General features: G+C 46.6%; 13 protein-coding genes. 1 reads left to right on the top strand and 12 read right to left on the bottom strand.

Features of this window, described 5'->3' with window-relative positions:
* Nucleotides 1-55 precede the first annotated feature (55 nt).
* The 6 genes from HGT73_RS01265 to HGT73_RS01240 form a co-directional block, all read right to left on the bottom strand.
* Nucleotides 56-991 (bottom strand): DUF1281 domain-containing protein, encoded by a 936-nt coding sequence (locus HGT73_RS01265; RefSeq protein ID WP_214211849.1) that lies wholly within the window; start codon nucleotides 989-991, stop codon nucleotides 56-58.
* A gap of 107 nt (nucleotides 992-1,098) precedes the next feature.
* Nucleotides 1,099-2,154 carry an ArdC family protein gene (locus tag HGT73_RS01260; protein ID WP_244968392.1) on the bottom strand — a complete coding sequence of 352 codons (1,056 nt, stop codon included), beginning with the start codon at nucleotides 2,152-2,154 and terminating at the stop codon, nucleotides 1,099-1,101.
* Between the two features lie 713 nt (nucleotides 2,155-2,867).
* Nucleotides 2,868-3,143: a hypothetical protein gene (locus HGT73_RS01255; protein ID WP_214211848.1), complete on the bottom strand. Its 276-nt coding sequence runs from the start codon at nucleotides 3,141-3,143 to the stop codon at nucleotides 2,868-2,870.
* Nucleotides 3,144-3,193: 50 nt separating this feature from the next.
* On the bottom strand, nucleotides 3,194-4,096 hold the full coding sequence (locus HGT73_RS01250) for an integrase domain-containing protein (protein WP_214211847.1): 903 nt from the start codon (nucleotides 4,094-4,096) through the stop codon (nucleotides 3,194-3,196).
* Between the two features lie 887 nt (nucleotides 4,097-4,983).
* Nucleotides 4,984-5,667, bottom strand: a complete 684-nt coding sequence (locus HGT73_RS01245) for a hypothetical protein (protein ID WP_214211846.1) — start codon at nucleotides 5,665-5,667, stop codon at nucleotides 4,984-4,986.
* 64 nt (nucleotides 5,668-5,731) lie between these two features.
* Nucleotides 5,732-6,289, bottom strand: coding sequence for a hypothetical protein (locus HGT73_RS01240; RefSeq protein ID WP_244968391.1), 558 nt, complete (start codon nucleotides 6,287-6,289; stop codon nucleotides 5,732-5,734).
* Between the two features lie 159 nt (nucleotides 6,290-6,448).
* Here HGT73_RS01240 and HGT73_RS01235 point away from each other — a divergent pair, with 159 nt between their 5' ends.
* Nucleotides 6,449-6,613 (top strand): hypothetical protein, encoded by a 165-nt coding sequence (locus HGT73_RS01235; protein ID WP_214211845.1) that lies wholly within the window; start codon nucleotides 6,449-6,451, stop codon nucleotides 6,611-6,613.
* Nucleotides 6,614-6,647: 34 nt separating this feature from the next.
* Here the strand turns inward: HGT73_RS01235 and HGT73_RS01230 are convergent, their stop codons facing one another.
* From HGT73_RS01230 to HGT73_RS01205, 6 genes are all read right to left on the bottom strand, one after another.
* Nucleotides 6,648-8,189, bottom strand: coding sequence for a conjugal transfer protein TraG N-terminal domain-containing protein (locus HGT73_RS01230; RefSeq protein WP_214211844.1), 1,542 nt, complete (start codon nucleotides 8,187-8,189; stop codon nucleotides 6,648-6,650).
* Between the two features lie 6 nt (nucleotides 8,190-8,195).
* On the bottom strand, nucleotides 8,196-8,549 hold the full coding sequence (locus HGT73_RS01225) for a hypothetical protein (protein WP_214211843.1): 354 nt from the start codon (nucleotides 8,547-8,549) through the stop codon (nucleotides 8,196-8,198).
* Between the two features lie 13 nt (nucleotides 8,550-8,562).
* On the bottom strand, nucleotides 8,563-9,996 hold the full coding sequence (locus HGT73_RS01220; RefSeq protein ID WP_214211842.1) for an integrating conjugative element protein: 1,434 nt from the start codon (nucleotides 9,994-9,996) through the stop codon (nucleotides 8,563-8,565).
* Nucleotides 9,997-10,007: 11 nt separating this feature from the next.
* A complete protein-coding gene (locus HGT73_RS01215) occupies nucleotides 10,008-11,000 on the bottom strand; it encodes a TIGR03756 family integrating conjugative element protein (RefSeq protein ID WP_214211841.1) in 993 nt (330 codons plus the stop codon).
* Complete coding sequence (locus tag HGT73_RS01210) at nucleotides 10,997-11,398, bottom strand: TIGR03757 family integrating conjugative element protein (protein WP_214211840.1); 402 nt, start codon at nucleotides 11,396-11,398, stop codon at nucleotides 10,997-10,999. The genes HGT73_RS01215 and HGT73_RS01210 overlap by 4 nt, the downstream gene beginning before the upstream one ends.
* 314 nt (nucleotides 11,399-11,712) lie before the next feature.
* Nucleotides 11,713-15,513, bottom strand: a complete 3,801-nt coding sequence (locus tag HGT73_RS01205; protein WP_214211839.1) for a YobI family P-loop NTPase — start codon at nucleotides 15,511-15,513, stop codon at nucleotides 11,713-11,715.
* Nucleotides 15,514-15,633: the final 120 nt, after the last annotated feature.

Here is a 15,633-nt window from a genome sequence, read left to right as displayed (position 1 = left end):
GGTAAAAAGCTACAGCCGGTGAAGGCTGTAGCGCGGTTAATTGGTCAGAAACCGGTTATCCCCGGACTTCGCTGTAACCAGCTATCTCTGGTTCAGAATGCGACTGTTCACTACTGACCAGATACAGTGCCGGAGCGGACTGTAGAGTGTCCACCGGCAACCCCCGGTGGCCATCCACATGCGCCCCGAGGTCATAACAGTCATAACCACTGAGGCCGCTGACCGGTTCGCTGTACGTATGTCGCACTTCACACTCAAAGAGAGCGGAAATACCGGCCACCACCTCACCTGACGGCGGATACCAGGGTGAATCCAGCCGCAACGTTAACCCGTTAGTGGCATGACGGTGCAGGTTTACATTATGCCCGGCAGGCCACTCCATCCCATAAATACGGCTGTAGAAGCTCACCGTTGTGGGAATGCCCACCAGCAGCCCACCGGAGCCATTAAGCTCTGTGGCCAGCCGCGTCGGAATAACCGTCAGCATATCGCAGGGCTGCGACCATTCCGGGTATTCCCGCAGACGTTCCCAGCAAACCGTAGCATCAGGCTCACCGTTCAGGCCTGCCAGACCGAACCAGTCCGCATACTGCCTTTTCATCAGCATAGCCATGATGTCCCGTGACGCCTGAGGGATATTTTCCCACTTCAGCGCCCCCAGGCCGGACTGGTGATACAGCCGGTCAATCCGGCGTATACTCTCCGTATCCAGCGCCACGTCTTTCTGCAGCAGTTCCAGCCACTGCTCAAACGCGAGGTTAGCGGCCGTCGCCTGTCCGACACCGTGTCGAACCAGCCCCTGAAAAGTGATATACGAGACAGTTTTCACCGGTTTCAGTATCCCCGCACACCCTGCCAGGAAGAGCTGTATACTCTGCAGTATTGCGTGGCGATAACGCGGCGTGTCTGCGCCGTTTATCCACTGCAACAACACATCGATACAGACAGATTTACCGGTAATTTCAAAACGGTTCTTGCACCATTCAGACATAAGTTGATACTCCTTTTTTCAGTAAAAAAAGAGGGCATCGTCCCGTGAGGAACAATGCCCTCACGGGAGAGTGACGATGGTATTACTGCCGTCACCCGGTAGATTAATTACACCGTCTCAGCCTGACAGCTGAGTGGCGCGAGCAAATATTCCGACGCTTCCCGGGCCTGCCGGCAGGCACTGAACAGCGCCTTTTTGTCGGACTTCAGTTTTGACAGCCATCCGTCAACATAACTTTCATGCCGCAAATCACCGGTTATCCCGAGATGTGCGCACAGAAAGGCACTGCCGATTTCGGCTATCAACTCCTCGAAGGCATACACCGGGTCGCCGAATTTCTTTGACTCCCGCGTTATCCCTTCACGGTTCAGTCGCTTCGCATGGCCACTGGCATGCACCAGCTCGTGAAGCACCGTGGACCAGTAGTCACCCTCAGCATCAAACTGCGATGTCAGGGGCAGCACTATCTGGTCTGTGGCAGCACGGTAATACGCCCGGTTCTGCGGCCTGGGTGAAAACTGCACGCCGGTGGCGTTCACCACCGACAGAACCTGCTGCAGTTGTACCGGGCTGACATCAGTTAAATCCTCCTGCGGCCGGGTGACAGTGGCAGAGCCACGCACCTGGTCGGGAAGAGCATCGCACTGTTCAGCATTGAACAGCGGAAACTGACGCAACATCGGCACCGTTTCCATCTGCGGCTTGCCGTCAGCATCAAACAGCTTATTGCCGTTGCTGTCTTCAGCCTGCTTTGTCCAGTCGCGGTATATCACCGCAAGCGTGGCGGTTTCGCCCTTGCGGACCTGACCTCCGGCCTCCCGTGCCTGGTTGTATGTCAGCCAGCGGTCGCTGGTAAAACCACGCTCTTCAGCCGCCAGCCACAGCAGCAGAACATTCACGCCGCTGTAGCCCCGGCCGGTAAGCGCATTGACCGGCATCAGGGTGTTTATCCCCTGCTGCGCATTTCGCCACGGCCGTCGCCAGGGCGGAGTACCATTTTCCAGCGCGACAATTATCCGGTCGGTGACCAGTCGGTAAATATCGCTGTTACCAGTAAGCGTCGCGATCGTTCCTGCCTTGCGACGTTTGCCGGAGGAGGAGGTTTTGCGTGCCGCCGGCTTTTTACAAACCGTGGCAGTGGTTTTGCGTTTATTCGTTTTCATGGAGCACTCCTTAAAACAGGCGTGCCCCTCCCCTGCGGGCGTGAGGCACGCCGCAGGCGGGTGATCGTTAAATCAGGCGTTCAGAAGCAGCAGCACCCCGTCAGGTGAAACACATTCTGTTCGGCGTTGCAGATGATGAGCTGCTTTATGAGGTAATGGATGACTGTTATGGCTGGAAGCGATAACGAAAGTGAGCAAGATCACTTACTGTCATGGGTTAACCGTCTGCCCCGGATTATTCGCTGGATGAGCGTTTTTAAGCGATAAGGCCAGTGAACAATGAGGGAAAGTGCTAAACCGGATGATTCGGGCATCGTGTTTCTCCTGTAAAAAAATGGGAAACACCTGCCCGATCGGGAAGATATTTCCCGTCGGGGAGTCAGAAACGACTTTGTTCTGACTGTCTGGTTAGTTTAAACAACCTTCATCGTCGCGTCATAGTGCGCTTGTATTGACGATATCTGCTTCCAAAGGTGCGCAGATGTACCGCATTCGATATGCTCTCCCTTTCAGGTTGAGGGAGATTTTCTTACAGTCACCTGAAGGCGTTTCTCACAGACTGCTGAAACATTGGTGGTCGCTTAAGCGACAGGTTAGCGTTTAAATAATAAGCACACCCGCAAGGTGATTTCAAGTCACCGTCGCCTATTGTGAGCGACGGTGACAAACTTCTTCAGTCATCATACGGAGACAGCACGTCGGGTTGATTATCATTACGCACATAAACACGTCCTGTACACGAAGCACCACCCATCATCTGCCAAACGGCCACCACAGTATTCATTCCAGTTATCATGAAAAACCAGTGTTTGTGAATAGTTTTCCTCTTCATAAACAGACTCAGCATTAAAGATGGTTTTAAGTAATTTCCCTCCATTATCCTCTGCGATGGTATCTTCTGCACCATCAATACGGGGAAGTTCAAAATGTAACAATTGTAGATATGCGCACAGGACATTCAGTTCGTGAAATGTCAATGTTGTACGCACACCATAAAGCTTATGCGAGCGGGAATATTCATGCTCTAACTTATAAACATTCACTCATCCAAACCCTCTTTAAAATACACCTGCTTTATATAACGTCCTCGTCCATCTCCATGACCTAAATCCATCGATACTAAAGCCTCCGCCTCATTCCTGCTCATGCCATTTTTGACATGAAAATTCACAGCATCTTTTGCATAGGCATAGCGCAAAGAATGTGGAGCATTTTCTCCTGTCATTCCGGCATCACGAATAATGTTACGATACCGTTCTATCGCAGTGTGCAATGTTGGTTTATCAATTAGCTTTCCATTATTTTTATCGCAATATTCGATACCCATATTTAAGATCACCAGGACTTTCTCCCTGTCAAATATCGTGGTATCCCGGGAGCGCCCCCCTTTTGTTCCGAATACAACCCGGACACGTTCATTTCCACTTAAAAGTGACTGCTGCCACGTTTTTAATGATTTAGCTGACTGAACAGTTTCTTCAGTTCTAAGTCCAATATAACGTGCCAGTTGAACCGCGAGGGCTACACCTTCGTCTTTACTGGAAGCATAATTAACGACATTCCGAAGTAATTCATCAGATATTGGTTTTTTAGTGCCATCCCGGCTTGCGCCAGAAATGCCCAGCGCTTTGTTACTCAACATTTCATGCTGCGGATCAGCCAGTTTATTCCTGCCGGCGACAGACATGATTGCACGCACAGCCGCCATTTCATTTTGCAGCGTACGCCTTGATATATTTTCATTCTGTCGACTACGAATATATTTTTGGATATGCACTATTTTTATGTGTTTTACATCCCGAATTTGAATATTTAACTTTTCCAGATGTTCAGATAACCGTTCGGCAATTCTTGAACGGTCTGCAACAGTTTTAAAACTGCCCTGCCCCTGACGCGCAAGCGTGACAAGCTGTTTTTTGAGTTGTTTGCTGAATCTGGACATCGCTATACCTCCATATGACATACACAGCCTTCTGCTTTTCACAAAACGGACGGATTTGTAGCCATAATTTCCCCCCGACGACATGGTTACTTTTGCGCTTCCTGCGTCTCAGCTGATATCTGTGCATCGGGGCGGCGAAATGTTGAGTTCTTGCGAGGCACCGCAGGTCTCTGACCTGTTTGCTGCTAATGCAGAGCTGACGTTCGTCAAGCTGCCTCCAACACTACCTGCGTAGTGTCGCCATCGATATCGAGCCGATTTTCTCCTTATTAAATTTGAGACGTTCAGACGGGTATTACGTCGTGTAAACGTTGATGTGAAGACGTTTTCTCTCCGAATAGCACGGACTACGTGTGTGTCAGATGGTACGAAAACGATGAAAAGCACGCTGTGCGTGTGTTTGAATGGTATGCGCTGCGCGCGTCACTTGGTGTTCGCTTCGCTTGCACACAAGTGACGCCGCGCAGTTTCGTGCTCATAATGCAACGCCGTAAGCAGCCAAATGTACCAAATGGCCTTATACGGTCGATGCAAAATTTGTACGAAACTCAGGACGTATCACTGAAGAAACGAAATGTTGATGTGACTTCCACAGACGATATTTGTCTGACTGGAAGCTGCCAGCCCGTTGTGCAACACCCAAACCGGTGTGCAACTGAGCAAAGAGAAAGAAACCCTCATCGCCGCGTCATAGTGCGCTTGTATTGACGATATCTGCTTCCAAAGGTGTGCAGATGTACCACATTGATGATCTCCCTTTCAGGCTACAGGAGAATTCTTTTGCAGTCACCCGAAGGCGTTCCTCACAGACTGCACGGAACATTGGTGGTCGCCATAGCGACATTACAACGCTATCGATATTAGCAATCTGAATTTAGCCAGTCAAATTAATCCCTCGACTCACATCGTGATAAAGCAAGTTCTGTTAAGGCAATTATACGGTCATATTTAACCAATAGATTGAAAAACGACAGAGATATAACAATTAAAGCAATATATCCGTATGCTAATCCCATTACCCAATCATACCCGCCCACTGGTTTTGAAATAGTTATAATCATAGATATGATGCCAGGCAAAATCCCCAACTTATCAATTGGACCAACCAAAAGTGTAATTCTCTTATTCAAAAACTCTCTCTCATGTCTTACTTCCATTAAACCCAACTCAAGAAGCTCTTTCCCTAGAGATATAAACCTTGGAAGGAAATCATTATCTATCAAAGATTCTCTTTTTATGTTTTGATCTATAGATGAACTCAATGGCATAGTAAAGAAATGTTTTATCGTCTTACGCTCCTCAAAAACTTTAACGATCGGCATAAGAAGCAAGAGTACATAAGAGAAAGATATCAACACGATTGATATATTTAGCAAAAACCTATAATCGGGCTTAAATATTGCATAAACACCAATAAAAATGAACGAAATAAAAACTAAAGATACAAGGGAAGAAAATAATACCTTATCAATCTTACTTATTTTATTCGGTTTTATTTTTTCCTTATATTTTAACTCATGGTCTTTTAACAGCTTTATATAATCAATAATACTATCATCATTTCCGCTCATAATACCTAACCCCATTCATAAACATAAAAAACAAGAAGGAAATTTCTTCTTATTTTTACATATATTATCGAACCTTACCCTCTGCAACGCCTTTCACCTGTGCAAACAAATTACCTAAATAGGCTTCTGTTAAATGCTGAGGATTTGAAGAAAAGAACTGAATATAAACACGGCTTCCGACACCATTCTTTTCAACCTCCAGTGTAATATGATCCTTACCATCTCCCCAGTTTCGCCCCATTTTATAATAACTTCCTGCCAATGCCGACCATTCAGGCCTTTGTTCCTCAATCGCAGCAGCAGTCAAACGGGCAGAAGTACTTTCTCTATTTTTAATACTATTTAACTCGTCTATCGTCATAAATTTATAATAACGACGTAAACGAGCAGCAGCAGTATCGACATCAACTGGAATAGATAAATCTTTTGATGTGGAATCCTGACTGGCTTCAACTTTAGGTGCTAACTTAGGCATACCTGATTCATTCTGCGATGACTGATTACCTGCTATTGACGATCCAAAATCACTAATTTTCTTATTTACTGAAGATAACTCATCCATGGAACATGCTGTTATAAACATAGAGACAATACAAACAACCAGTACTTTCTTCCTGAACATGCTTTCCTCCTTAAAAACTATTTAAAATCCAATTAATGTCGCTATCTCCAGCCACGCTGAGGTTGCGCACTTCTTCAACAATCTTTATGATACAAGGGTGATTCGAACAAAAAAACAGCGCTCAGTCAAACTGGAGAAAACTGGGATATGAATATTTTCATGAAAAAGCTACTGAATGCGGTGCTACCTGACCCTCAGCCAGACAATCACGCTGACGACAGATCTTTACTAACAAGTTTCAACGATGAAGCGGAAGAGACGCCGGCATTGTTTGATACACGCTCTTACTTAGATTCTGAGCAATGGCATAACGATAACAACTAACAGCGCTGCTCATACCAGCGCTGTGTTTCGGTAGTTATTTGTTCATTCCCTTACTTATTCCTGCCTGGAAAGTGCTAATCCCTCCTTTCACAAGGTTTCCACCATTCTGAGCTGCCTGATGTGAACTGCCAGTCCCTTCTTTAGATGCATTACTGATAGCCACACCAATATTTACACCCGCCCAGGACAATGCACCGATCCATACGGTTGGCAGCACGATAAACATCGTCCCCATAACCAGATTCATAATCAGATCATCCGATGTATTCTGGAATCCCATCATATTAAAGCGTGAGTGGGTATCAGAACTGTATAGCGCCGTCAGCAACCAGCTGTCGAGCCAGCGGGCCAGTTCCCACCAGAACGTCAGGAAGTTCACGGCAAAAATGACAAACGTCAGGGTGATCACCGTCTTGAACTCATAGGCCGCAAAGGCCAGGATTAATGGCACCATAATATAAATGGCCATCAGCATAACGGCCTGTACCATCGGCAATGCCTGACGCATCGCGTCCAGAGCCGGGAACGCGCCCAATGAGGCCACCGAAGCGCCTGCCGTTCCGATGATGCGGGAAATCGCATTCATTGCCGTCATATCCGCATTACCACCATAGCCGTTATATACTTCACCACCATGCGATACCGTCAGGTTCGCCGGACTGACGAGCCGGCGTATTACCTCCTCCTGATAATCAGTCTGGCTGCTGCCAATCATCTTCATCCCCGCAGATAACCGCAGCCAGTAGCTGTCATCAACCTGCTTCATTACCCTGTCCTTTAGCCCGGTGTCAGATGTCGACCACCACTCGGAACAATAAGGGTATCCCCCATTACCAGTATTCGGCCGACCGCTGTCACGGGCATCATTCCAGGAGAATATCCCGCGCGGCAATTTCGACTGCAGGGTGGTGTAGTCCCCTTTCAGAAAGGTGCTGCTGCCTATCCAACTGAGGTCTGACAAAACGGCTTTATCCGTTGTCTGACCCTGATCACGTCGTTTCCACTGGTAAAGCGCCAGCGAGTAGCAATCGTTGGTAAAATCCTGCAACTCATCAGCCAGTGCGCGGTTCTCAATGAACGTCCGCTGCACCTCAAACCGCAGTTGCCGCAGATCCGGTCGGCAGGGAATGCTGGCCACCGCCGCCTGAGTCACACCTTTGGATAACTTATGGACCAGCACCCACCAGACCGGCGCAGCTGCGCTTTCGCCGTCCATACTGGAGATAATGTTGTTGTAACCACTTTCATCAGGCGCTTTTGGTGTCCAGGTTCCACACGTTTTCGCCCGGGTTTTATCAAACTCCAACGTAGTCAGGCTCACCTGAATCAGCGGAACGCAACAGGCAATCATCACGAAGAACGTACCATAAAGCGCATTCTCAATACGGGGCAGTGACAGCATGCCCTTGTTACCTTCATCTTCCCCTTCCTCGCGGACCTTCAGCCAGATACCTACGACTTTAAAAGCCAGCGGTAGCGCAAACAGTCCGGTACTGACAAGGACATCCCAGAGGCCATTATTGACCAGCCAGCCCAGCAAGGTCAGGAAATACTCCAGATAGCTGTTCGTTGTCATAGTGAATCAGCCTCCTACGCCGGAAAAAATGGAGTACTCACAGACCAGAAAGAATAATGTGCTGGCGCCGGCGATGCTCAGCAGTGGCCGACGATATTCCTGCCGAAAGCCCGGTGCATGCCAGATTTTCCACAGCCCCCACCCGACGGCACAGTAGATAACCAGCCGCCACGCCAGCCAGCCGTAGCGCGTTGCGTGCATCCATCGCTTCAGGGATGCCACGCTCTCCGGATGACGCATTCCCGTATCGGCAAGCCAGAATCCCAGGACCATTACCAATGCCAGAACCAGCAGATAAGGCATCCCGACTTTTAACCCTTTTCCTGATTTACGCAGTAGGTCACGGTGATTGATTTCCATATTCACAACGCCCTTATTCTGCATCCGGAGAATCGAGCTTCTGGAACCGACTATCGGCATTATCCGTCTGCTGAATCATCGGGTTTGTGCCGACACGTTCGTTGTCTCGTTCAATGATGGTCAGTACCGAGTTCCTCGCCAGCTCTCGTTTAAGGTCCATTTCATTCTTCAATGCCATGATTTCGCGATCGAGTGCATCAATCCGGCGAACACCATCTTCCAGTGCAATAGGTTGATCCTGAGCATTTGGCTCACTCATACCTGTTGTCAGCATCCGGCGCATCAACAAAGCGGTTTCGACCGTATCAGACATGGCAAGCTCACTGGCGAGACGAACTGTCAGCGCAGTATTATCCGGGTCGCGTTGCAGAGCTTTAATGACATTGGCCGTTACTGGCAAACCACCCGTCTTCAGCTTCGCCAGTTCAGTAGCCGTGGGTTTTACGGCACCATTAACCAGTTTCACCAGTTGCTCTGTATTGTGCTTTGTGGCTTCTTCCAGCATCGGGGCAAATCCTGTACCAGCAACGGACAGACCGGGCTGATCATCAGTATCTCCACTGGTGCATTGCGACGCATTGCTGCAGGTGCGCATTGAGCGATCACCAAGAACTCTCACCACGGCTTGTGCAGCTTCTTCAGCATTACTGAACTTACTGCAGGCACCACCGTTACAACTGGTGCTACTCACGGTTTCTGAACTTAGTACGTTGAGGCTGTTCATCATGTTGTAACCAGCAGATGCCAAATCATAGGTCGGCCGGATCGCCCTCTGCCCTTTTCCTCCTCTTATCTGACCACCAATCCATTTTTTGCCAGCGGTTCCATCTGCATCCTGATATTTTTGGTCTGCACGTATTGCATCCGTTTCCCCACTATTGACGAGAGATTTATATTCTTCAGCTATAGCTGCCTGGCTCCATTTACTGGTATCACTGAAATCCATCATTTTCTTCGCCATGTTCTGGCAGTTCAGTTGTGCTTTGTCGAACGAGACGTTCGCCTGCAGCACACCGTTGGTCAGCATGTCATACAGTCCCGGATTGGCCCGCTGAATAAGCATCGCCGGCAGGCTGGCCACCGCGCCAGTTGCCCCCTGAATAACGTCGCCCATCAGGTTTTTAAAGCCATCGGTTACGCCGTTTAACTGGTTGCCAATTGTGGTTTTGAGGTCAAAGTTGCCGCACATCAGGTCACTGCTCCACCCAACATCCAGACCCATTTTTTTCATATTGCTACGCGTCGCTGGCTGCGATATCACCGACCCACCGCCTAGGGTATAAAACAATTTATCGGATACCGCGCCATCCACGGATTTGCCATAACCAAAGGCGCTGTCATTAACCTGCGGTAGCGAAATTTCAGCCCGGACAGGCAAGATGGTACCCACTGTGCCGGCAAGCAGTAACACTGCGAGGGTTGCCGATTTCAATACTTCGATGTTCATGTTTTACCTCGTCAAAAATCCGTGCTGCTCAGAAATCTCTGCCCCATACGCTTACAACAGCTGTAGGGCTGCCACAGCGCAAAGGCCTCGTTATTATCATTAGCCACGCCGTGACTCCCGTCCGGGAATACCGCACAGCTTTGGGTCATCTGAGGCGCCAGACGCTGCCATTTATGGTTCTTAGTACCGGTGTTTTCCGTGACTTCTCCCGGTGGCCAGTACCCGTCGCGGCGGGTCCCCTTTAGCACCTGATAAACGTGCGGCTGGCCTGTCCGGGTGATAATGTCTGCCACACGCTGTGCCACCACCGCCGACGCTTTGTCATCATCGGTCTGGCTGACAAACCCGGAGCGCGGGTAGACGTTGCCCCACATGTTGCCGGATGCCTGGCTACCGATTTCCCGTCGACCGGGGATCAGTGCCTCGGGATAAAGCGATTCCGGTACACCCGTTCGCCAAGCAATCGAGTCCAGTGTGCTGAGGAAATACGGCATCAGAGGTGTGGCGACGCTGTCGCAGGAATACCCGGCGATACTGCCGCCGATGAGAGACGTGGCCGGATGCCCGATGGCATCGGCATATTTGAAGCGAATACTGGATTTGCGCTGCCCCGGGTTCTTCATATCGGCCGGGTTGGCTCCACCGGCTGCCACACCGGACAAAGCACCCGTAACGAGATTTTCCAGCCCGCCTGCCGTCTGGCTGACAAAAGCCATCTCTGTCCAGGGATTTCCACCGGGCGCAACGTAGGTCGAAACCACCGCTTCCGGGATAAAATGGGTGGCCTTTACAGAGGTTTTTACGCTGCAGCCGAATGCAGTACAGAACAACCAGTAGCAGATACCGCTTACCCGCCAACTAATGCAATCCTGCGTCACTGCGCTGGCCACTATCTGTGCCGTATTCAGCGCAGCAAACGCTGCAGGTATTGAAGCTGTGGCCAGAACAGTGGCGACAGCAGCAGAACAGAACGTTTTTCTGAGCCGGGAAGGAGGCTGATTCACTGGCCACCTCCTGCCTGCCGCCGTAGTGCCTGAGCCTGCGCCACATCGGTTGTGCCATAAACCACATCCCGGTCGTCAAAAACGACAGCGGGCACCTTGCGGATACCGAGTTCCTGAGCATTCACTACCTGCCGATATGCCGTAACCAGTTGCTGCTGTTTTTGTTGCCACTGGGGGGAGGACATCACCTGCCTGGCCTGCATTGCTGCCAGATCCGGGTCAGCCGGAAGCTGACCAAACACTTTCGCCTGCAGGCGTTCAGGTTCATCCAGCAACACAACCACAACATCCGGGGAAAGATTTTCAGGTAAGTGCTGGCTGTCGGTATAAACCACCGTGCCGGCCAGAACGGATACCGGCAGCAATGCCGGCAGAGGGAGAAAGTTGCGTAATTTCATTAGGGAGACTCCATCAGACTGAATCGCCTGACAGCGTGCTCGCCAACGCTCAATAAAACATCGAAAAACTAAAAATCCAAAAATAAAGATTAGTTACTGGTGTTACGCTGAGCTTGCCTTTTACCAGTAAATGTTATGTCCTGCTAATTACAACTGCTAATATAGCCATTCCTGATACCTCTATACTTGCCATTTATGAGCATGTAGCTGTCGTAGGACAACACATAACTTGCTTTTTGTAGCGCTATTCAGATGCAGAACAGTTTCTTTTCTCCCGTCAGCATAGAAACGGGAGAAGGCAGTTGCCCTTATTCTCAATCAATGTAGCTCTCATCCTCTTCATAACAGCAGTGTACGTGATATTTGCCTGCTTCCCGAAATGACCATTTCTTAATAAGACCAGCTTGCTGTAAAGCAGAAAGGAATAGCTCCGCTTGTTGACCATTACTGAGATTCAGTGTTGCGCTTTTTTGATTAAATATTTTAGAGAATTCTTTTTCTTCAAGCCTACACACCAGACGGCCGATCTCCACTCGACTGCGATAGCCATTTTTTAACAGCCTGACTATCAGATTCATGGAAAAATCATCATCAGTAGAAAGCGCAGTTATAGCAAGTAAACCTTCGTTAGAGATAGTTAGCTCATCAAGGAAGGACTCATGGTAACGCTCACGGTATTTGAACAGTAGCGTAGCTTTTTCCGAAAAAGTGAAGCACTGGGAGTTATGAATAGCAACCAACATTTCCTCAAGAAAAGTATCGTCATGCTCATCCCGAAGATAATAATCTGTATCGGAGAAAAAGGTTTCTTTAAATTGAGAAAACCACAGTGCAAATGGTTCAATACGTCCTTTAGCAGTATCCGAAATGAAACATTGCACTGCCTGTTTAAAGGATTCTGCATTCAACTCTACTTTGCTATTTTTTATCAGGCGCAGAAAGTTAACCAGACTCAACCTTTCATCCCAGTGATGAATATTAATATAAACTGGTTTTAACACTGAGGAATATGCACTATCACTGAGTTTATCATTGCAAATAACTTTCATATAAAGAAGATCATAGCGATCCCCATCAACCAGGCTCACTTCCTTTTGGCTCAAAACCTGAGCATGCTCTTCAATATACTGGGTTAATACCTCGAGGTTGCACCCTTCGCAAATATAATTTAATAAAGCATCCCATCCCGGCGCTATGCGATCGTAGCGGTAGAACAGATCATGGTATGATAATTCATCCATATCAGCATCAATATGCTCTGGGAAATCATGTAAATCCACCACAGTAAATTGCATTTTTTTCAGCATACCAATTTTAAGGTCATCACTTAAATTTGGGTGAGTAAGCACCGATACAATAGCCTCACTACTTTTCTTAGAGTCTATAAATATTTCCCGAACAAAAATATCGATATTGTCATTCACGTACTCTTTTACGCTGGATAATTGGTACTTCTCCAGTAATGACCATGGCAACTCATCTACCCGATCGCAAGATATATTTTCATGTTGTAATAATCCAGCGACGATAACTCTGTAACTTTTCTTATCCAGAGTATACATCTGATTTTCGGCGATAAAGTTTAATGCCTGAGTTTCAGAGGGAGTGATCGGCAAAGAAATATCCTGGTAAATAACACCCAGCAGTTTTATATTATTAAGAAATGGTTCAAGATTGCTACCTTCTACAAAAGAAATCAAACTAAACCCTTGCTCGACAATAAATTGTCGATAATTTTCCTGATTGGCTGATATCTCAGGTGAGATTAAAGCTATCATCTTCGCAACAATTGACGTGACGATACTGCTGCGTTCCTGTTCCTCAATCACCACGATCATCTTATCCAGATAGCGGCTATCTCCCAAGGAAAAGACCACTAACCGGGTGAAATGTTCGGCATCAAAAAATCTGGACTCTAAAACATTAAATATAGCCAGAATGTCTGTAGAAGATTGCTGAAATATCATCGCAACCATTTCAGACAAAGTATTCTTGTCAACGTTATGACGGCTATCTAGCAATAGTGCTACGATTTGATGGTGGATAGCACCAGCGCGATATTGATAACGCTGGCCAATCAATTCCGCCAACACATCTTTCGGGTTGTCCAGTAAGAATTTTTGATTTACTTCTTCACAACCCATATGACGACCAACGGCTTTTATATAGTCATTATCATTAATAGAGATGGTTCCCTGATGAAAGACAGACCGGAACATCATGAAATCCTGCATAATATGACCATTGGTCAACAGGTAATAAAGAGCCTCTAAGCCACCAAAGCGGAATCCATTGCGGATAGTTTCCAGCTGTTCCAAGTCAATAATCGTGCGATCATCACATTTTTCAATATAACCTTCAGCAATTTCTTTAAATCTTTCCCATCCAATTAAATTTAATAAATCCGCCATAGAAATGGAATTTCGGGTACGAATTTTTTCTTTTACCTCATCAATTTCACTGATGATTTTTTGATATTCTGCTGCTTTATCTTTGGCGATAACTTCAACTCTTTTGTTGTACTCTTCTAATATTGAAGTTGTGTCAATTTGAAAAAAATGCAGTCCTCTATTAGTTTCACATCCAATATATAACTGTGCAGAATTAGAAAAGAAACTTTTAAAACCACTCTCACTTTCATAAAAATTCTGTGCTGAATATTTGTTATATTGCCCATGATAATTAGGGTTCTGTTTAGCAAATGAGATTAATGGCCACAACTCCGGAGAAATAAAGCGACTAATAATTTGTTTACGCAAATCTGCATCAGAGGTAGCAGACTCCTGTTTTATCCTTGCTAATTTAGTATTAAGCTGCTGCAATCGTTCATCCAAACTAATGAAATAATTTTCATGTAGACGACGCAGACGATAGTCGTGGATAAATGAATACAAAACACCTGATTTTTTATCCGTCAGGTTATAATCTTGTGCGTAGATATTCTTATAAAAGATAAGTGAAAAAATCTTCGCCTGATTCCTATTGTCATCAACCACCTTTTTGAACAGATTGAACTCATTGACAATATTTTGCAAAGAGCGCATATCACTTATATACAATGACATCTGCTTAAGAAGCGCCTGCTCATTGGCCGGAAAATCATTTAGTTTGTTTTTTAAATGAGTGTAGGCATTCCGGGAATCCATCACCGGGATTACTGGCAAAATAAAGTCAAAAAATTTAGTCCGGATATCTGCACCAAGGAAAATATCATCCCGGCAGGCATAGACAAATCTAACCGGCTCACCCTGGATATTATTATTAACTATCTGGTTAATCTCTCTTAGCTTAACAAATACTTCGGTGTTACCTAACCTGTCTAAATCCTCAAATACCACAATTTTATGTTGTGAACGGGAAAAGAAATAGACAATCTCATCCAGGCAGTTATTAAGCAGTGAAGAAGCATCCTGGGATGCCATATCGGCACTGCCCTGAAGCAATGCTATCTTGCTAAGCTTGATTTTCTTATCGAAAATACCGGCTTTGGAAGCAGCCCGAACGATAAAAAACAAACCAACCGTTCCCATAACAGCGCTAGATAGCAACCGCGCTGGATAGGCATCAATGATCGAATTTAGCGTAACTTCATCTACACTAAATAAGGACAGGATTTTTTTAGGAAACAGCGTCACAGCCAACAATAATATCGGCCCAACTATTGTTAATACAGTAGCGAACAGAGAAAGAATGTGTTTTTCATTTCTATCCTGAATCCGATCAATACGTGAATCAGGAAGATTATCTTTATTTTCCTTGTACAGGATCTGCTGGAGTATGCTTAATTCAATCTCTACGTTATCTGATTCTGATTCTTCACTCTTTCCGGATAAGGAAAAATCAGCAAGTGACACATTGATAAACTCTTTTTTAAGACGAGACTTAAGATAAGAAAGAATAACTGTGCTTTTACCTGCACCATAAGGCCCAGTAATAGCAATATTTTTCACATCTGATTTAGAAAAAGCAAAATCCAGCGCATCAAAATAAGCTTCAACACTGCTATCAGTAATTATTTTCGGCGTTAAGGTATCGTAAATTCCCTGTTGTTCATTAATCGAAGCACCAGTTTCTTTTGCTGACCAACAGCCTTTTATTACATCCAATAGAGCCATACCAATTCCTTACCATTGACTGACTTGGTTCCTGATCACCTACCCGGAATTTCTCCGCAAGTCCGCCGCCATTGTCGCCTGATAGTAGGCCAGTATAGAATGGCCAAACCATCAGGTTAT

This window comes from Rosenbergiella australiborealis, assembly GCF_018494035.1.
Taxonomy (GTDB): Bacteria; Pseudomonadota; Gammaproteobacteria; order Enterobacterales; family Enterobacteriaceae; genus Rosenbergiella; species Rosenbergiella australiborealis.
This window is presented reverse-complemented; position numbering and strand designations above follow the sequence as displayed.